Origin of the sequence: Coprococcus sp. AF16-22 (assembly GCF_003461545.1) — a bacterium.
Classification (GTDB): domain Bacteria; phylum Bacillota; class Clostridia; order Lachnospirales; family Lachnospiraceae; genus Coprococcus; species Coprococcus aceti.
Genome location: NZ_QTXH01000003.1, coordinates 172,316 through 191,275 on the forward strand (window position 1 = coordinate 172,316; position 18,960 = coordinate 191,275).

Genomic DNA, 18,960 nt, shown 5'->3' on the forward strand with positions numbered 1-18,960 from the left:
TATGCATTTGTCGGTATCACAGGAAAAATTAAATGAAGAAATAGGTGATGAATATCGCATGGAGCAGCTCACGGCGAAAATCCGGGATATAGAGAATTTGATCTCTGAGTCCGAGAAAAAGATAGCTGCCTGTGAGTTAAAATACTCGGAGCTGCTGAAAAATTTCAAGATCACTATGATCCTGATTCTGGTTGTCGTGGGAATATTTGCTTATATAGCGGCAAATGCGGCGCTTATAGCGTACAGGTTCGTTGCACAGACGTATTTGTTTATCTTTGTTGGGGCTATGGTGGTTTCGTTCATAGCCTATGTGATAAGGCGTGCCGCAAAAGAGATTCCTATGTACGTTCATTGTCGCCAGGAGGAGAAAGGAACTTCCCAGGATACCAGAAATTATGTTTATAGGATAAAGCAGGAGAAGAGACATCTGGCAGACTATAAGGCAGAGCTTGAGAAGGTTAAGCGGAAAGGCGCACAGGCTGGATGATCAGAAGCTGTGGATCGACAGGATATTTGCGGAGAATCCATCTATGAACAGTGTGTACCCGGATGACAGCAGATATGTGCTTGAGCCGTTCTATTGATACAGGATGAATACCTGACACAGGTAAATGATGAGAAAGGCATAGTAAACGCTGCAAACAGCGGTATGACTGGATGTTATGTGCCATGCCACAATTGTATCGATAACTGTATCCACGCTGTCCTGTCTGCGGAGGCTCGATGGACATGAACCTCCGTAAGGACGGTTATTTTGTTCAGGACAGTGCCTGGTATGAGGCAGAGCGACGCTTCGGTGATTTTGTCTCCAGATCCCTGGACAGGAAGCTTGTGCTCCTTGAGCTGGGGGTTGGATTTAACACGCCAACCATAATCCGATTTCCTTTTGAGAAGCTGACACGAGAACACGATAACATAACCCTTGTCAGGTTAAATCTCGATCAGGCTGTGATTCCGGAAAGTCTTGGAAACAGAGCTATAGGGATAAATGCGGATATGGCGGAGAGTATAAGTGATATACTCAACGTTTCAGTATCGCATCCATATCCTGCTCAGGAGCAGTGATCGGGTTTAGCTTATAATTTTCCACCAGATATTTAATCACGGTCTCAGACATGAACGCAGGCAGTGTCGGGCCGATATACATGTTGCGCACACCCAGTGACAGCAGGGTGAGAAGTATGCAGACAGCCTTCTGCTCATACCATGACAGGACAAGGGTGAGTGGGAGGTCGTTTATGCTGCAATGAAATGCATCTGCCAGAGCCAAAGCAACCTTGATGGCACTGTAGGAGTCATTGCACTGACCCATGTCGAGTATTCTTGGAATCCCGTCGATTTCGCCGAGGTCGAGATCGTTGAAACGGTATTTGCCGCAGGCGAGGGTGAGGACAAGGGTGTCCATCGGAGTCTGCTTTACGAATTCGGTGTAATAGTTGCGTCCCGGATGTGCGCCGTCACAGCCTCCAACGAGGAAAATGTGCTTGACATGTCCTGCATTGATGGCGTCTATGATCTTACCAGCCTGTGACAGAACCGCGCTGTGTCCAAATCCGGTTGTCAACATATGACCGCCGTTTATGCCGCTCATGCTCCTGTCGTGTTCGTAGCCGCCGAGCTTCTGGGCATGTTTTATGATCGGAGTGAAATCCTTTTTGCCTGCTCTTGTACATGAGATGTGAACCATGCCGTCATAACCCACGACTGATGTGGTGTAGATCCTGTCCTTGTAGCTCGGCCTTGGCGGCATGAGACAGTTGGTGGTAAAGAGCACCGGCGCGGGTATATTTTCGAATTCTGTCTGCTGGCTCTGCCATGCGGTTCCGAAATTGCCCGCCAGATTATGGTATTTGTTAAGCTCCGGATAGCCGTGCGCAGGCAGCATCTCGCAGTGGGTATATACATTTACTCCTGTCTTTTCAGTCTGCTCAAGGAGCTGTGACAGGTCGTTCAGGTCGTGACCGGAGACCACGATAAATGGCCCTTTTTTGATGTCAACATTTACTCTCGTAGGCACAGGATTGCCAAATGATTCAGTGTTGGCTTTGTCCAGCAGCTCCATGCATTTGAAATTGACCTGGCCCAATTCCATGATGAGTTCTATCCATTCGGTGACGCTGTGCTCCCTGTTAACCTCGCACAGTCCCTTGTAGAACCACTTCAGAACCTCATTATCTGTGTAGCCGAGATTCATGGCGTGATGGGCGTATGCCGCCATACCCTTGAGTCCAAACAGCAGGGTGGAACGCAAGGACACTATATCCGTGTCACCATCCCATAGGTCGATCACCTGTATCTTTTCAGCCTCAGGTCTGCTGATCTTGTTCTGCTCGTTTTTAACCCTTCCCATAAATTCTTTTATTGCATTGTCGTCAAAGTTTACATTTGTCAGGGTTGTGAAAAGACCGTCTATGATAAGTCTGTCGGCGACCGCGCTGTGTTTATTCTCATTTTTTGAGAGTCCTGCAAGTTTTATAAGCTCACACACAAGCTCGTCCTGTAGATTAGATGTGGATGGCTGCTTGCCGCACACTCCAGTATTGATACATGCGGATCCCCCCGCTGTCTGCTGACACTGAAAACAAAACATATTTGACATGTACTGTATACCTCCTGAAATTATGAATCTATCTGAAAAAACTGGTGACTGCCTGGCAGTCTGTGGATTTTCTTCTAAATAGAGTATGGACAGTGAACAGGAGTTTTATACGCAAATTTGCTAAAGTATATCTGTGAAATAACATTTAGGGGGATAAAAAACTTTCGTTGCTCAGATAGAGGCGCCCTGAGAAAAAATGGAGACAGAGGTGGGGACGGAGGTACCTGTCCCCTCCGTCCCCACCTTCATTTGATACTGCGGAGTCGCCGGTTATATTGAGCAGATAAGTGCCGTCTTGCACGCATTTGACTGAAATTTTACATGGCGCTGATAGTGGGCAGATGTGAAAAAGTTTTATAGTAAATCAAATAACAGTTGATCTGGACGGGGATAAAGGAGAAATCACGGATGAAAAAGGAACACGGGGATAGACTGGCTCGCGCGCTTGAATTTGCAAATGAATCAGCCAAGTATCATGTCAGAAACTATGCGGATGGGACGCTTATGTCCAGAGATGCATATGCCGATCTGCCGATAGATGAGAGAGACCGAATGTATCTTGGACCGGATGCCGGAGCGCCCAACATGTATTCCAGAATATACCGCAGCCAAAGAGAGAAAGAGATGCGGGAGCAGGGCATGACAAATGAGCAGATAAAGCTGAGATGGGAAGCACTTGATGCCATGTGGCGCCAGGAGATAGAGGAGAGGCTCTACGGGGAAGCCAGACAGAATGATCGGTCAGAGGATGTTATATCAAGATACGAGAATGGAGGCTTGCCCGGTGATTTTCAGAGAAGGAGCGATCAGGCGGATGCGAAGAGAAGGACAAAATGGCTCGGGATACGAATAGTGCTCATAACCGTAGTAGTGGTGATCATGGCGTTCACGATACTTAATGAGGCCGGGCTGATAAATGGCATGAGTATAACAGAGCGGATATTTGACATGGTAGAGCAGATATTTGGCGGTATGGACAACATATCATCAGGCGGTGCGGGAGCTGGTGGCGGAACAGATTCAGAAAATCCCGGCGGACTGGTGATCGTATACGGAGTAGTTATCTTCCTTATATTCAGATGGGTGAGTAAGAGCAAAAAGAAAAAAGAGAATATTTCAGATTCCAGTGTGATTTACACGGAGCTGATCCCACAGATTATCAGGAGACGTTATGGAGAGGGTAGCGTATACAGACATCAGGGCGGACTTCCTGATGAACAGATGAGAAGACTGAACTGCTTTGCTGGCAGACCATTTACACTGGATGGCAAGCCTTTGCTGGTTAACGGCCGCGACATGGTGGAGGGAACATACAAGGGTGTTCATTTCAGGTGCAGTTATGAATACATGGAGTACGAGTATTATCACGAGGACAGTGATGGTGATAAAGAGAAAAAAATAGACAAATTATTTGGCGGGCTGGTTGTTGAGATACCATATAGAAAAAGTTCATCGGCTTTGCTGGGAGTCATGGGAAACTCCGAACTGGAGATGAAGAATATATTGAAGTGCGGTCTGGAGCGTGGCGCAGTGGGAAGAATAGAAAAGACAGAAAACGAGAACTTTAATCTGCTGTTCACTATAAACTGCAATGACGAGGAGAATATATTTTATATGCTTACACCGGATGTCATGGAGAGGCTGGCGGCACTTTATCCAAAGGAGAAGGCGTCTCTCCATGTGACATTCGATGGGGACAGATTGTACATGTGTATAAGCAAGAGTGATAAATACATGGTATTTGACGAGGAGAAAAATATAAAAAGTATGAGTGATGTGGAGGCTTATCTGGACAAATACCTGCGCATGCTGCAGGAGACGATGGATGCGGCTCTGTTACTATAGAAGAGAAATTGTGAAAATGAGCAAAAGTACACGGAGGGAAATGTATGTTTACAATATTATTTAGCAAAGGTGTGTTCGTATTTTGTGTGTTGGTGGTAATAGTTTTGATACTTTTAGCGTATGCGATAAAGACTGCAAATGCTCTGAAAGCAGCGGAAAATAAGGTGAGAGAGCTGGACTCGGATGTGGATATTGCTCTTGCAAAGAGATATGATCTGCTCACAAAACAGTATGCGATGGTAAAGACTTATATGTCGTATGAGAGCGAGAATCTGATAACAGCGATAAAGCTCAGAAAAGGCATGACACCTGATGAGAAGACCGGGGTAGAGAAACTTATGAAAAATGCCTCGGATCAGATAAATGCAGTTGTGGAGGCGTATCCGGAATTGGCGGCGGGCAAGAATATAGAGGTCCTTCAGAACAGCTGCACAAATGCGGAGGAGCACATCCAGGCGGCAAGAAGACTGTACAATGCAGGTGTGACAAATTATAACAATCTGTGCAGCCAGTTTCCTTCTTCGGTGGTTGCGGCCATAACGGGTCACAATATGGTGGAGTATTTCAAGACTGATGCGGATAAGAGATCAGATGTGATATTTTAGCAGGGAATCCAGATGCTTTTGTGCATAAAAAAATCGGTGCGACGGGATTCGAACCCACGACCTCTTCGTCCCGAACGAAGCGCTCTACCAAGCTGAGCCACGCACCGAGTGTGTTTATCAACACTGCCATAATAGTATAAGAAGATTCTGGAAAAAATGCAAGGAGTTTTCTAAATAAATTGTCAAGAAATTCACCCAGGAATATCCGAGAAACTTTTGTGAAACTGATAATCAATCAATGACAGATAACTATCCGTTTATGGGGGGACCGTAGATACATTTTTGGGGTGCCCATAGATACAATTTATATAATATTTAGATTTGTTACAACGAAAATTTATAAGTGTATGGCAGAGTAATAACCAGAAAGTAGTTGATATGAGGATAAGGTGCAGGTGGTGATGGACAGAATGAAAGCCGCCTGAAATAGAAGGAGACGATAGATCATGAAGATACTTATTACTACGGACTGGTATGAACCTGTTATAAATGGAGTTGTGACATCGGTTGTAAATCTGTCAAATGAACTTAAGAAAAGAGGACATGAGGTAAAGATACTTACACTCTCGAGAAATCACCACACATATATAGTTGGAGATGTGATATATGCGGCGTCAGTAGGTGCCGGAAAGATTTATCCGGAGGCGAGGCTTAAGATGCCTGTTATCAAGGCGGTCATAGACAAACTCATAGAATGGAAACCAGATGTCATACATTCCCAATGCGAGTTCTCAACCTTCTTCATGGCGAAGAAGATAGCAGATGAGACAAATGCGCCGATAGTGCACACATACCACACGATATACGAGGATTACACTCATTACTTTTCGCCAAATGCAGCGTGGGGACGCAAAGTTGTGCAGAAACTTACCAGGATGTTATCATCGAGGGTCGATGCCATGATAGCACCAAGCAGGAAGATAGAGGATGTGCTTGAAAAGTATGATGTGTTATGTCCTGTTGAGGTGATCCCCTCTGGAATCGACATGAATAAATTCGGAAAATACATTGGAACGGACAGCAGACACAGAATCAGAGAGCAGTACGGACTCAGTGATGACCAGACAGTTCTTCTCTATGTTGGCAGATTGGCGAAGGAGAAGAATATCCAGGAGATACTTAGATGCCAGAAGAGAGTGCACGGGTATGGTACAATCCTCATGATAGTTGGAGACGGACCATATAGGGCGGAGGTAGAGGAACAGGTAAGAGCGCTTGGAATCTCAGAGAGTGTGATATTTACAGGCATGATCGAGCCTGATAAGGTGGCTGAGTATTATCAGGTTGGTGACTTCTTCGTAAGTGCATCCACGAGCGAGACTCAGGGGCTTACATATGTAGAAGCTCTGGCAGCGGGAGTGCCGCTTCTGTGCAGAGAGGATCCGTGCCTTGTAGATGTGGTTGATCCGGGAAAGAATGGCTGGAAATTTACTGATGAGGAAACATTTGAAACTGCGCTGGTGAAGTGGCTTGATATGAGTCCTGCTTTAAGGCATCAGCTCAGACGAAATGCAGTGCAGTCGGCATATGAATTCTCCACATCGACATTTGCAGACAGAGTTGAGAAGCTTTATATGAATGTGTGCGAGCTGCAAGCACTGGTGCTGAGGGCTTGTTAGAAATTTAATTTGTATGAATTCTCTAGTGGCTGTTGGGATAACCAGGGAAAAGATATAAAATTATCTCCAAATAGATGAAAAAGCTCTAAAAAAGAAAAAATTTTAAAAAATTATCCGTAGGACACAGAATAATGTGTTTTATGGATAATTTTTTATCTTTTAAGTGAAAACATTGTATATGAGATAAAATGTAGGTAATAAGCAAAGATGGCGAGATGACCTGATGCATGAGTTACTATCTAGATGACAAAAAACTAAAAAAATATGCTTTATTTAAAAATACAGTTGACAACACCATGATACTAGTGTACTATTCAACTAGTACAGCAGTACAGAAGAGCTAGACAACATACAAGGAGGAGGTGTGTGATGGAATTTAAGACGAATATCCCCATATATCTTCAGGTCATAGAGGATATAAAGCAGAAGATCATAGCGGGCACACTGCCTTTGGGATCTAAGCTTCCGTCATCAAGAGAACTTGCCATAGAATACCAGATAAATCCGAATACTGCAGCGAGGATTTACAGCGAGATGGAGTCTATGGGGTTGTCCTATACCAGACGTGGAATAGGAACATTTGTGACGGAGGATGACAGGGTCATAGACGACCTGAAAAAGGAAAGAATAGAGGAAATCATACAGAGCTTTGATGAACAGCTCACCGGTATGGGATTTTCACAGGACGAGATCCTTGAACTGCTAAAAGAACACTTTGGAAAGTAAGAAGTAATAAAAAAGAAGGGAAATGATACAATGTTAAAATGCGAACATCTTGTTAAGAAGTATATCACCACCACAGCGATATCCGACCTGTCGCTGGAGATAGAGCCGGGACACATATATGCGCTGCTCGGTCCAAATGGAAGTGGAAAGTCAACACTTATGAAGATCATAGCCGGCCTGGTCAAGCCGGACTCAGGAACTATCACAATAGATGGAGTGCCTATGACATACAGGTCAAAGAAGGACATAGCTTATATGCCGACGGAGGCGTTCTTCTTCGGATATATGAACTGTAAGGACATAGGAAAGTATTACAAAGATTTCTTTGATGACTTTGACTATGACAAATACATGGGACTGCTTGCTGAGATGGAGCTGAATCCGGATCAGAAGGCGAAGAGCATGTCTTCAGGAATGCTGGCAAAGCTCAAGATAGCGGTTACTCTGTCCAGAGACAGCAGGATCGTCATGCTGGACGAGCCACTGAACGGAATAGACATCATAGCTAGGGAGAAGATTATCAGCACGATTGTCCGGAATATATCGGATGACACAGCCGTGCTCATGTCAAGCCACCTTGTGGATGAACTTGAGAGGATCGTGGATCACGCATTCTTTATCAAGAATGGCACCTGTGTGCTTCAGGGTGATGCAGAGGAGCTGCGAGTGAACAGGGGCAAGTCGATAGTTGATATGTATAAGGAAATATATGCATAGTTAGATGAAGGAGAGATAGATATTATGTTAAAGATGATGAAATATGAATACAGACGTGGAGTATTTCCACTTCTGGTGGTTATAACGGCTCTTGCGGCAGCAGAATTGCTGTTCGTGATTGGAATATTTGCAGAAAAGGATTTGTTAGCTGGACTTGGTATCATCTTCCTTGTGATGGGAGGCTGGGCTTCGTTTATGTTCGTCTTGATATATGGTGTGATAATATACAGTCAGGATCTGAAGAACAAGACGGGGTATATGGTGTTTATGACGCCAATTTCAAATTACAAGATTATCGGTGCAAAGCTGCTTTCAATCCTGCTCACCGGTGCGACACTTGTGGCCTTTCTTGGACTGCTTATAGTTGTTGATTATAACCTGCTTAAGTCACATAACGGCGGTGTAGCTGGCGTTGAGCTTGTGCTGGATGATATTCTGGGAACAAGAGGGTTGTCAATAGGAAGTGTCATTGCAAATGTTGCAGGGTTCATAGTAGTAGCACTTATTCAATTCTATACAATGATCACCATAGCGTACCTCGCAGTGTCACTGTCTTCCACAGTACTTCAGAACAAGAAGATAAAGGGTGTTGTCAGCTTTATACTTTTTGTGGCTCTTTATGTGCTGGTGAGCTACATAGCATACAAGCTTCCGCACCTTGGGAAGAACGTGCAGGTGGAGACTATGCTTGACGCGATGTATAAGAACATACCGCAGCTTATTCTCTATGTTGTATGCATGATCGGCAGTTATATAGGAAGTGCGACACTGCTGTCTAAGAAGATCAGTTTATAATGTAATGAGAGGAATGCATTAAGATGGCAGTAGATATGAGGAATGGTGATGTGATGAAATGGTTTAGATACCTGGTTACAGGAGTCTGCACAGGAGTCATAGTAGTGCTCCTTGTACCTGTGGCTGTGTGTGGGATCTGTGCATATGGTGTGTGGCGGCTGCTCAATATGGTAACAGGCGGAAATAAAGAGCCACGCAGGACGATGATAAAGCAGAATTTATAAATGTATATTTTTAATCAACAAGATAACCCGGAGTGAGAAAATGTCTCACTCCGGGTTATTGACGTTCGGGGAGGAATCATGTAGTATTTTCACTAGAGTTAGACAAGGCTAACCAAACCTATTTGTCACAAGGAGGTTTTGTATGAGTGAAAATACATGGGAGATCATGAAGGGCATGGAGCTCGGTGACGTGGAACTTCAGATGGCACTTCAATGTGCACCGGTGATAACGGGTGTCAAGGTGTCAAATCTGCTGAACATAGAACTCAGCGGATATCGTCAGATGGTGGAGATACTGAAGGACAGTGATATATGTATGTACACACTGGGAGCAACCTGTGGCAGGGTAAATGTATTTATCTACAATGCGGCAAAGCTCAGGGCATTTGTTCAGAGGGATGATGTGCAAAGACTTATGTCTGAGCTGGGATATGCGGACATGGAGCTTTCTGATATTCTCGCTGAGTTCCGTGAAAAATATCAGCAGTACTTAAAGAGCAGAGGAAGATTTACCTCAAAACAACCGGCACATGAAGATCAGGCTTGTGGCGATGGATCTCTTGGCAAGGAGTGGTTCCCACACGAGATGGGCTTACTGCTGGGATACCCGCCAGAGGATGTGGAGGGATTTATTCTGCAGAACGGAAGAAATGCACTTTGCTCCGGTTATTGGAAGGTATATGAGGATGCTGAATCAAAGCGGAGAACATTTCATATATTTGAATGTGCGGAAGAGAGACTTATTCAATTTCTTTCAAATGGACTGCATATGAGGGATATCATGGGGATGTACACGGCGAGCAGAAACGCGGCGTAGAAGTATATGGAAAGATGCAGATAAACACAGTTTACAAGGATGTATAGGGAAAGCCCCCTTTTACATATAATTTCATAAGGAGGATTATTATGAGCAAAATTAATATCGTATTCTGGACACAGGGCGGAAATACACAGATGATGGCGGAGGCTATTGCGGATGGCGTGAGAGATGCCGGAAAGGAAGCGGAGGTAGTATTTGTAAGCAGCATCACACCGGATGCACTCAAGGATGAACCAGTATTTGCACTTGGATGCCCGGCTATGGGAGCTGAGGTGCTTGAGGAGGCTGAGATGGAGCCATTTGTTGCTGAGGTTGAGGGATTTGCTTCAGGCAAGAAGATCGCACTCTTCGGTTCATACGGCTGGGGAGATGGCGAGTGGATGCGCGACTGGGAGGCGAGAATGCAGTCAGCAGGCGCAGAACTCGTAGGCGGCGCCGGACTTATGTGCCATGAGACACCTGACGCAGAAGGCCTTGAGGAGTGTAAGGAGCTTGGACGCCAGCTGGCAAATGCGTAGGTGACGGACGGCACGGACGAAAAAAAATAACCATATGTATGCAGTCACGTTCGGCAACTGTCGCTTTAACTTGCTTCTATCTGCACGCATCTCCGACCGCGATAAGGACGTTGCGGATCTCCGATGCGGCAAGAAGCGTTGAAGCTCGGTTGCCGTCACTACCGACTGGCATATATATGGTTATTTTTTATCTACGTGCCTGGTCGTGGGGATATAAAAAGAGCCGCTTGAGAAAATCTGTAATTTGAATGTGATTCTCTCAGGCGGTTCTTTTTTGTGTTGAAATTGTTCTTAGTGTCCTGCATACTGGGCCTTGTGGCTGCCGTGGCGCTTAATGTGTGCTGTTATGTATGGAGCTATTGTAACATGTTTGTCCATGGCATTTCCAACTATGGCGATTCCCTTGCCCATGGTGAATGCAGCAAGAACTGTTCCGATTCCCAGGCCGTAGATATGACCGAGGATAAAACCTGTCATGGCAGCTGTCGTTGCAAGGCAGATTACATCAAACGAAATCTTAACCTTGGAATATTTTGCCGATATAATCTCAGACAGCTCTCTTGGGAAAAGGTCTGTCGGGATGATTGGAAGTCCACATCAGTCGGTCATTTTTTGCGGACAGTTCAATACATGCCTGTCTGTTTCGCTCCCTGCTCCTGCGTTTGCTCTCGTTTGATTTCTCCCTCTGTATCTTCTTGGCACAAGCAGGACAATACTTCGATATGCCAGAGCGGGGAACATATTCAACACCGCACACCGTACAATTCTTAGGCTTTAACGCAGTCCACCGCTTTGTCGGTGTGATATGTAATTCACCGACAAAGCCGATGAATTTATAATAAATCTTGATTTCCTGCCGCACCATTCCGTCTGTAAGTTTCTCACGTTCCGAAACAAGTATCTTGTCTATAAGTGCGTTTATGATGGTTGCGTCCAGTTCCTTAATGCCTTGATAGTTGCGGATTAGGGAGAGGAAATCACGGACACCCTGCGTCTTCTCATAGCTGTCGCTGAGCGTTTCCGTTACCTCTTTCAGCCTTGCTTCAATTTCAAGCTGTTCTTTCTGGTATTTTCCCGACATCATCTCAAAATTCCGCTCGGTAATACGCTCCATCACCTTATCTTCATAGAGTGAGGAAAACAGCCTGTCCAGTTCTGCAAGGCGTTTGTTCAGTTTTCTTTGCTCCTTTTCCAGTGCCTTTGCCTTGCTCTGGTCTGTTTCCGTGAGCCGCTTTTCAATCGCCCTCACTGCCTTTTCATCATTGACTGCCATATCCGCAAATCGGTTGATGTCGGTGAGGACAGCGTTGAACAAGTCCCTCGCTTCAATGCTGTGTGCGGTACACATGATATTACCGTATCTGCCATAATTATTGCAGGAATATTGTACGCAGTCGATGATGTCGGGGCGTTTCCTCCTGTGTACGTTCATTGCCCGCAGAGCACATCCGCAGTCCACACACTTGATAACGCCTGCAAAAATATTTACAAATCCTCCCTTGTTCTGTGGAAGCCTACGACTTGTAATAAGCTGTTGGACAATATCAAATTCCTCCTGCGTGACTATTCCCTCATGGGTATTGGGTATCACTTCCCATTCTTCGGGCAGCTTAGAGGGGCGTTTCTTGCTTTTCATATTGGCGGCAATCCGTTTGTAGCCTACAAGATTTCCCGCATATATCGGGCTTCTTAAAATGCTCCTCACGCTGTTCCCACTCCAAATATAGCGTTTGTCCTCGTTCCCCTCAAAATGACGTTCAAAGCCTGTTTCGCCACGCTCCGCCGCATAAGCGGCAGGGCGTAGGATATGCTGTTTATTAAGATGTCTGCAAATTTTGGCAACTCCATTCCCTTTTAATGCAAGGTCGAATATCTCTTTTACAACATGTGCCACTTTATCATCTATCAGCAGATGGTTGTGGTCGGCAGGGTCTTTGATATAGCCATAAGGGGCGGTAGTTCCCATGAATTTCCCCTGTTGAAACCTCGCCCGATATGCCGATTTTATCTTAACAGATATGTCAGCGGCATACATTTCGTTTAAAATGTTGCGGAAAGGCGTGATGTCCATAGCAGATTTATTCAAGGTATCTACGCCGTCATTGACCGCTATATACCTCACGTTATGCTCTGGGAAGAAAACTTCCAGATATAACCCACAATCAAGATAGTTTCTCCCCAGACGGGATAAATCTTTCGTAATCACGCAGTTTATCAGACCGCTTTCAATGTCTTTTATCATATTCTGGAAACTTGGTCTTTGGAAATTTGTACCAGAATAACCATCGTCCACATACGTTTTTGCTATGTGCCATCCCTGCTTTTTCACATAATCCGTGAGGATGGATTTCTGTGTCGCAATGCTCGCACTCTCGTTATCCGTACCATCGTCTTTAGATAAGCGGCAATAAATGCCGACTAAATAGATTTTCTTTTCTTCTTTGATTCCTGCCATACTGTAAAACCTCCGTATCTGTCCTATCTGTTTTCATGTCCCATTGCGTACATTCTAAGCGGACAGCCCCTCATTGTCGAAGGTGTCGCCCTCGGCAATCTTCTTCCGAATATCCTCGGAGATAATCGGGACAAACGCTTCTGTAACGGTCTGTGTGCCGACATATTCACGGCTGATTATCATCTGCACTGGTGCTTTTGGCACGATACGCTTTCTCTTTTTATCTGCTTTCTTATCCTCGCCCATACTTAAATCTTCCTTTCCAGACAGGGCAGGGAAGAGTTTGGAAATGTCCCCGCCCTGCCAATCAGATACCATTAATCCTCGCTGTTTAATTCTTTCTGTAATGCTTTAAGGAGTGCCGCCGCTTCATCAGCGTTCAGCGTGATTCCCTTGCCGCACTTTTCACGGTTCGGGGAAAAGCTGCGGATGTCATACTTCGGCTCTTTCCCATTCCATGAAATGAGATTGATTTCCTTTGTGTAGCCACTGTCGCCCGTAGACAATACTGCGATTTCCTTTACGATTTCATACTGGATTTCTCTCATTCTCCATACCTCAACTCTCTGTATTTACTTCCCGAAAAAAGAAGATTAGCGGCTGTCACGGTTGCGTTTCCTCTGCAACTCACGCTCCAAAAGTTTGATGATGGTTTCCTCCATCTGCTTCGGCGTTGTGTTCTTCGGAAAGTATTTTTTCAGCTTGCTTGTGTTGATTTTCAAGGTTTCTTTCTGGTTGCCCTTTTCCTCCGTCATAATCGCAAATATCGTATCCATGTCAAGCCGCCCGCTCTGGCTTAACTGTTTCATCCGCTGTGCCTGTGAGAGTGAGGGCGTTGCTTCTTCGCTCTCCATCGTGGCAAAGAGGTTTTCCTGCTCGTCTTTCTTCAAGAAGGACAGTTCCACCGCAGGCGTGAGGGCGATTTTCCCCTCGTCCACCATCTGCAAAATCGGCGGTATCAGTTCCGTCAGGCGGATAAAACGCTGCACGGTCATCCTGCCCACGCCGAAGCCCTGTGCCACCTTGTCGTCCGTCCGCAACTTCGTCACAACTTGTGACGAGGTTAAGTCTGTGCGGAAACCCTGCCGCTTCATGGCTTCGGATTTCATCTTGTAAGCAAACGCCCGCTCCGATGGCAGGATATTCTCACGCTGCAAATTGCTGTCTACAAGGGTGATGATGGCTCGGTCACGGTCTAAGGGCAGGACAAACGCAGGCACGGTATTTATCCCTGCAAGTTCAGAAGCACGGACACGCCGCTGTCCTGCAATCACTTCATAACCGTCCCCGTCCTCTTTCGGGCGTGTGATTATCGGCGTGACAATGCCAAATTCCTTGATGCTTTCCGCTAACTCTGACAGTGTTTCATCTTCTGCCACATGAAACGGATTGTCGGGGAACGGGTACAAGTCTTTGGTCTTTAACACCTTAAAATCCTGTTTCTTCATTCACATATCTACCTTTCTTTCGCTCTGCTTCTATGATTTTTCTGCAATTCTTCCAACACTTCGGGCGGTATTTTTGACAGCAGCCGCCCCATCTGCTCGTTGGTTCTCTGCAATTCAAATATCTTCTGATTCGCTTTCTGCACCTTTAGTTCCTGCTCGTACTTTTCATCACGCATACGCCCCGCATAGTCTGATTCCTGCCCAATTCTCTCTTTCAAACTGTCGATATACGCCTGCTGTTTCCCGATTTCCTTAGAGAATTTCTCCACGTCTGGCAGCCATGCAGAGAGTAAATCTAACGCTTTATCCCTTTTCTTCCCTGCGTTAAAGGCGTTGATGTCGGATAGGGCAGACACGATTTCTTCATACTGTTTATCAAGCCTGCCGCCTAATTTATAGAGCCATGTGGGGACGTGTTTCCGCTTGGTTTCCATTGAGGACTGCCCCCGTTCAAGCTGATTCCACCGTGAGGACATCCGCTCATGGTAGGCGGTCTGCCACTCGGATAATGATTTCTGGTTGCCTAAGATAGCTTTCGCTGACAGCTTATTGTCTGGCGTAATCGGCACAAAGCAGAGGTGCATATGGGGCGTTCTCTCGTCCATATGGACGACAGCGGAGAGGATATTCTGCTTTCCAACACGCTCCGAAATGAAGTCAAGAGCCGTCTGGAAATACGCTTTTTGTTCTTCGGGCGGTAACTGGTTCATAAATTCTGGTGAAGCTGTGATGAGCGTTTCCACCATCATCACGCTGTCTTTCCTTGTCCTGCACCCCGCTTCGGCTACCATGCGGTTAATCTCTTTCTTGTAGGTGTACTTTGGTGGTGCTATGAGATGGTAATTGTTTTTAGAGCGTTCCATATCTATATCTGGGTTGCTTTTGTAGGCTTCTTTCTTCCGCTCGTTGTGGCGTTCACAAGCCGCAACGCCGCCCGCTTTTCGTTTCTGGAAACGCAGGATTGCATAAGGCATAGGCGGATTCCTCCTTTCTTTCGGCGGGTGACCGTCCTTTGGGGTGACAGCGGTGACGGTGGTGACAGCAGTTTTGGGATACCCCCTGCCGACTGCCGCAACTGTCACCCTCACCCCCTGCATGACGGTCATGTCGATGATGACGGTGTTTTTGGGATACCCCCCTCGCAAGAGCCGTCACCGTCATGCCGCCATTCTTTTATCCGAAGCCGTAAGGCGTAGGATAGCAGGGCACAGCCCTGCCTTAAGGGAGTCCAGAGGGAACGTCTGGCACACGACTTTGCAGGGCAAAGTGTAGTGTGTTACACCCTGTAAACGCAGTCGGAAAAATCGGAATGATTTTTCTGACCGCAGGGGTGGTTTTACACGACCGAAAAGGGCGAGTAAATCTCACGCCTGCATTTTGCGTTTACGGGGTGTTCTCCCGTAGGGATGACAGCGGCAGGGTATCCTAAAATCACTGTCACCACCGTCACTGCTGTCACCCGCAGGGCAGAGCCGCCAGCTTTACATGGCTTTAAGCGTCAATGACAGTAACAGGGGGGTATCCTAATATCGCTGTCACCACCATCACCGCTGTCACCCGCCCTCCTTGCAAGGGCAATCCGCCTGCCGTCTTTCCTGCGGCTGTACTGGTAGCAGATACGGTTCTCGCTTAAAAATGTGGTGCGGTATTCATTCAGCCATTTCGTAATCACCGTGGGTATGGTTTCCGTTTCCCCCATAGCGGCTAACAGTTCCGTTGCCGTGCCTATCCATTCTTCCTTATCCCTCATAAAATCCACCAACCGAAAAAGGACATCTGGTATCGTTTCTTTCGCAAGCTGCTCCTGCGTTTTCCGCTCCACAAGCTCCCAACGGCAATCACGGAAACGCAGCGTGTATTCCTGATAAGGCGTGTCCCTGCCCGTCACATACAGCTTGGCGGTGTCAGACGCACGTTTCTCCTTTTCCAGAACAAAGGTAGCGTCCGCACTCCCCGTTAATCCTGTCGTCCCAGACACCTTGTTGAACACGTCGCTGTCATTCTGCTTTCGGATGTGGTGTACGACAATGACCGCCAGAGAGTGCCTGTCGGCAAAGTCTTTGATGAGGGAGATGTCCCCATAGTCGCTTGCATAGGCATTGTCTTTTGAAGCTGTACGGACTTTCTGCAAGGTATCAATGACAATGAGCCTGCTGTCTGGGTAATCTTTCAGATAATCTTCAAGCTGCACGATAAGACCGTCTGACAGCTTGCAGCTTGCCACGGCAAAGTGGAGCCGCCCGCTTGCTTCGTCCGTCAAACGAAATAACCTGTCCTGTATGCGGCAGAACGTGTCCTCAAGGCAGAGGTAAAGCACATCGCCCTCCATTGTCGGCATATCCCATAAAGGGATTCCCTGCGACACGCATAAGCATAGCTTCAGCATGAGCCAGCTTTTGCCTATCTTCTGTGAGCCGCAGAACAGCGATAAGCCTGTCGGGATAAGGCTGTCCACCACAAAGGATGGTTTCTCAAGCGGTTCATAAAGGAGCGTTTCGGCGTTGACTGTCTGTAACTTCTGCATGGCTTTCCTCCTTTCGGGCGGTGTCTTTGTTTTCGTTGCACATAGGCGTTGACCTCCTTAAAAATAGATTTACTCCCACGGAAAAAAGTGAGAGTATGTAATGCCGCCAATCCCACACAAATAAAAAACAGATTTCTTTTTCGGGCGGTGTCGGTCACGGTTGGAGATATTTCTTCAATTTCCGCCTTTACTTTCTCCTTTGCAATCGCAACAGATTTCTGTATTGCCGAAGCGGTGCAATGCTCCATAGCGGCGATTTGGTAAAAATTGAACTCATACTCGTAGTAGAGCAGGAAACGCCGCCTTTGTATCTCTGGAAGACTCCCAACCGCCTTATAGAGCGTTTCATTCCGTTCTTCCTCAACCATGCGTTCATCAAGGCTCTTAGGCACACGCAACGCCCGTCTGTAAAGGGTTTCGTCCCATACCTCGTTAAACTCCCTGTGCCGCTCGTCCCATTAGAAAAGATTCCTGTTCCTGCGCTCCATCTGCCGAAACTCCATAAAGAACTGTTCCGACACTTCCAACTCGTGGGATTTGCCCTGCCCGTCCTTAAAGCTGATAAAATACCTTGTGCCGCTTTCCGTGGATTCCTCCCGAAGCGTGTATGCCTTAACCCTGTATGCCATCCTGTTGTCCTCCTGCAAAAAATGAGTGAGGGGATTTCCATCCCTCACCCAGTAGCCCGCAGGATGGCAGGCTGTTTTAGAAGCTATAAAATTTTCCGCAGCTTCTTCCGCAGATGGTCTAACCTCGCATAGATGGCACCAGTCGTCAAATGCACAAGCGGGGCAATCTCCTTTGTGGAATACCCCTGCATTTTCAGCAGGACGATTTTCAAGGTACGCCCGTCCACCGTGACTAATACTTGATAGAGATTTTCGCTCTCAATCTCTTCCAGTAACTCCGCAACCGTACCCACTTCCGCCTGCCGCTCCCTGCCTGCCATGTCCTCAAGATATTCCGCAACGTCATTCGTCCATCGGTAAAACCGCCTGTTGGAATTGAAGTCTGCCCTGTCCGCCATGCGTATCTGCTCAATGGTCGCTTCATCAACGCCGCACTCACGCAGCAGCTTTTCCTCCGCTTCTTTCCAGATACGCCATTTCCTGTCCTCCCGTCCGTGGTTGTATGCCATTCTTACTTCCTCCAATCAGAATTGATTGAGAGGGCAGAGAAAAGCCCCCTCATCTTCCCAAAGGAAAAAACAAGGGGGCTGAACGCCTTAAATTTTAATTTCCTATTATCTTTCTTAGTTTTATTAGGATTCTGGCTTTGCGTTTGTTTACAACGCTCTGGGTTATGCCCAACCTCGCCCCGACTTCACGCTCGGAAAGTCCGTCAAAAAAGATTGCCTGTATCAGCTCCTGTTCACTATCCGACAGCAAAGGCAGGGCGGCTTTCAGCCTGTCCACCATGACCGCATTGACAACGGTTTCTGCAATGTCCACCGCTTCATCAGTGATAAAGTCCAGAGGATTCCCCTCGCTGTCCGTAAATCCGTCGAGAGATAGCAGTCTATTCTTTGTATCTAATTTTTGCAGATAACGCCACCGTTCCTTGTCACGGTAGAAGTCTGTGTATTGCTCCCTCACGACTTCAAGCAGACAGCCTTGAATGGGGATAAACAGCTTGTCCATATAGGTCTGGTCGGATTCCCTGCAACGGCAGAACTCCGTGTAGGATAATTCCACATAGCCGCCACTTTCTCTGATATATACCTTTCTTGGTGCATATTTCACCATAAATACCTCCCATCTGAATTTTTGAAATGTAAAAAATCCAGATGGAGAGGCGGAGAACGACACCGCATATCAGAAACAGCCCTACGGCACTTTCCAACAAAAATCGACAAAAGAAAAACCGCAAAGGCTCTGTGACCTTTACGGTTATAGGAAATAGTAATTCTATTGTATGGAGATTGTACTTCTACTTTCAAGGTGAGAAGTACCGTTGCACTGGCAGAAATTTTTTTAACTGGTTTCCTGCCGTTCTCTGATATGCTATGTATTGATAAATTTTGCTTCGTATGAGCAGATAGATAACTGCCCGAAAAAAGGACATA

20 protein-coding genes, 1 tRNA gene and 3 pseudogenes are annotated in these 18,960 nt (G+C 46.4%); 12 read left to right on the plus strand and 12 right to left on the minus strand.

From position 1 onward, the window contains the following. Position 1 precedes the first annotated feature (1 nt). The 3 genes from DWW60_RS05035 (at position 2) to DWW60_RS05045 (ending at position 1,065) form a co-directional block, all read left to right on the plus strand. On the plus strand, positions 2-487 hold the full coding sequence (locus tag DWW60_RS05035) for a hypothetical protein (protein WP_117874534.1): 486 nt from the start codon (positions 2-4) through the stop codon (positions 485-487). Then, a complete protein-coding gene (locus DWW60_RS13780) occupies positions 450-584 on the plus strand; it encodes a hypothetical protein (protein WP_255415657.1) in 135 nt (44 codons plus the stop codon). Before DWW60_RS05035 ends, DWW60_RS13780 begins: the two co-directional genes overlap by 38 nt. A gap of 145 nt (positions 585-729) precedes the next feature. Next, positions 730-1,065 carry a hypothetical protein gene (locus tag DWW60_RS05045; protein WP_147341849.1) on the plus strand — a complete coding sequence of 112 codons (336 nt, stop codon included), beginning with the start codon at positions 730-732 and terminating at the stop codon, positions 1,063-1,065. Here DWW60_RS05045 and hcp read toward each other — a convergent pair. Then, entirely contained in the window at positions 1,022-2,590 is a 1,569-nt protein-coding gene (gene hcp / locus DWW60_RS05050) for a hydroxylamine reductase (RefSeq protein ID WP_334294837.1), read from the minus strand. The two genes, DWW60_RS05045 and hcp, sit on opposite strands and share 44 nt — an antisense overlap. Positions 2,591-3,007: 417 nt before the next feature. Between hcp and DWW60_RS05055 the strand changes: the two genes are divergently transcribed. Both DWW60_RS05055 and DWW60_RS05060 read left to right on the plus strand, forming a co-directional pair. Beyond that, complete coding sequence (locus DWW60_RS05055) at positions 3,008-4,444, plus strand: DUF3137 domain-containing protein (RefSeq protein ID WP_117874537.1); 1,437 nt, start codon at positions 3,008-3,010, stop codon at positions 4,442-4,444. A gap of 44 nt (positions 4,445-4,488) precedes the next feature. Beyond that, positions 4,489-5,049: a LemA family protein gene (locus tag DWW60_RS05060; protein ID WP_055146645.1), complete on the plus strand. Its 561-nt coding sequence runs from the start codon at positions 4,489-4,491 to the stop codon at positions 5,047-5,049. Between the two features lie 33 nt (positions 5,050-5,082). Here the strand turns inward: DWW60_RS05060 and DWW60_RS05065 are convergent. Continuing rightward, a tRNA-Pro gene (locus DWW60_RS05065) sits at positions 5,083-5,156 on the minus strand. 339 nt (positions 5,157-5,495) lie between these two features. On the opposite strand from DWW60_RS05065, the gene DWW60_RS05070 reads away from it, so the two are divergent. The 7 genes from DWW60_RS05070 (at position 5,496) to DWW60_RS05100 (ending at position 10,468) form a co-directional block, all read left to right on the plus strand. Further along, positions 5,496-6,668, plus strand: a complete 1,173-nt coding sequence (locus DWW60_RS05070) for a glycosyltransferase family 4 protein (RefSeq protein WP_117874538.1) — start codon at positions 5,496-5,498, stop codon at positions 6,666-6,668. Between the two features lie 369 nt (positions 6,669-7,037). After that, complete coding sequence (locus tag DWW60_RS05075) at positions 7,038-7,394, plus strand: GntR family transcriptional regulator (RefSeq protein ID WP_055273124.1); 357 nt, start codon at positions 7,038-7,040, stop codon at positions 7,392-7,394. 30 nt (positions 7,395-7,424) lie between these two features. Further along, positions 7,425-8,111 carry an ABC transporter ATP-binding protein gene (locus DWW60_RS05080; RefSeq protein ID WP_117874539.1) on the plus strand — a complete coding sequence of 229 codons (687 nt, stop codon included), beginning with the start codon at positions 7,425-7,427 and terminating at the stop codon, positions 8,109-8,111. 24 nt (positions 8,112-8,135) lie between these two features. Beyond that, on the plus strand, positions 8,136-8,906 hold the full coding sequence (locus tag DWW60_RS05085; RefSeq protein ID WP_117874540.1) for an ABC transporter permease: 771 nt from the start codon (positions 8,136-8,138) through the stop codon (positions 8,904-8,906). 23 nt (positions 8,907-8,929) lie between these two features. Continuing rightward, positions 8,930-9,130: a hypothetical protein gene (locus tag DWW60_RS05090; protein WP_015533727.1), complete on the plus strand. Its 201-nt coding sequence runs from the start codon at positions 8,930-8,932 to the stop codon at positions 9,128-9,130. Positions 9,131-9,272: 142 nt separating this feature from the next. Beyond that, the gene (locus DWW60_RS05095; RefSeq protein ID WP_117874541.1) at positions 9,273-9,947 is read left to right on the plus strand and encodes a DUF3793 family protein; all 675 of its coding nucleotides are present in this window, start codon (positions 9,273-9,275) and stop codon (positions 9,945-9,947) included. Between the two features lie 89 nt (positions 9,948-10,036). After that, the gene (locus DWW60_RS05100; RefSeq protein WP_055146627.1) at positions 10,037-10,468 is read left to right on the plus strand and encodes a flavodoxin; all 432 of its coding nucleotides are present in this window, start codon (positions 10,037-10,039) and stop codon (positions 10,466-10,468) included. 291 nt (positions 10,469-10,759) lie between these two features. Here the strand turns inward: DWW60_RS05100 and DWW60_RS05105 are convergent. From DWW60_RS05105 to DWW60_RS05150, 10 genes and pseudogenes are all read right to left on the minus strand, one after another. Then, positions 10,760-11,065, minus strand: a pseudogene (locus tag DWW60_RS05105) (DUF6198 family protein); the annotation flags it as partial. Continuing rightward, on the minus strand, positions 11,016-12,923 hold the full coding sequence (locus DWW60_RS05110) for a recombinase family protein (protein ID WP_199414448.1): 1,908 nt from the start codon (positions 12,921-12,923) through the stop codon (positions 11,016-11,018). The pseudogene DWW60_RS05105 and the gene DWW60_RS05110, both read right to left, overlap by 50 nt. A gap of 54 nt (positions 12,924-12,977) precedes the next feature. Beyond that, on the minus strand, positions 12,978-13,169 hold the full coding sequence (locus tag DWW60_RS05115) for a hypothetical protein (protein WP_001820669.1): 192 nt from the start codon (positions 13,167-13,169) through the stop codon (positions 12,978-12,980). Between the two features lie 71 nt (positions 13,170-13,240). After that, positions 13,241-13,471, minus strand: a complete 231-nt coding sequence (locus DWW60_RS05120; RefSeq protein ID WP_001206986.1) for a YdbC family protein — start codon at positions 13,469-13,471, stop codon at positions 13,241-13,243. A gap of 45 nt (positions 13,472-13,516) precedes the next feature. Continuing rightward, positions 13,517-14,371 carry a ParB/RepB/Spo0J family partition protein gene (locus DWW60_RS05125; RefSeq protein ID WP_000743700.1) on the minus strand — a complete coding sequence of 285 codons (855 nt, stop codon included), beginning with the start codon at positions 14,369-14,371 and terminating at the stop codon, positions 13,517-13,519. 8 nt (positions 14,372-14,379) lie between these two features. Beyond that, positions 14,380-15,345 carry a MobV family relaxase gene (gene mobV / locus DWW60_RS05130; protein WP_001820668.1) on the minus strand — a complete coding sequence of 322 codons (966 nt, stop codon included), beginning with the start codon at positions 15,343-15,345 and terminating at the stop codon, positions 14,380-14,382. A gap of 517 nt (positions 15,346-15,862) precedes the next feature. Then, a pseudogene (locus DWW60_RS05135) lies at positions 15,863-16,895 on the minus strand (AAA family ATPase). 154 nt (positions 16,896-17,049) lie between these two features. Beyond that, positions 17,050-17,524, minus strand: a pseudogene (locus DWW60_RS05140) (RNA polymerase sigma factor). 83 nt (positions 17,525-17,607) lie between these two features. Beyond that, positions 17,608-18,033 carry a sigma-70 family RNA polymerase sigma factor gene (locus DWW60_RS05145; protein WP_000323895.1) on the minus strand — a complete coding sequence of 142 codons (426 nt, stop codon included), beginning with the start codon at positions 18,031-18,033 and terminating at the stop codon, positions 17,608-17,610. A gap of 94 nt (positions 18,034-18,127) precedes the next feature. Continuing rightward, entirely contained in the window at positions 18,128-18,637 is a 510-nt protein-coding gene (locus tag DWW60_RS05150; RefSeq protein WP_442871947.1) for a sigma-70 family RNA polymerase sigma factor, read from the minus strand. Positions 18,638-18,960 lie beyond the last annotated feature (323 nt).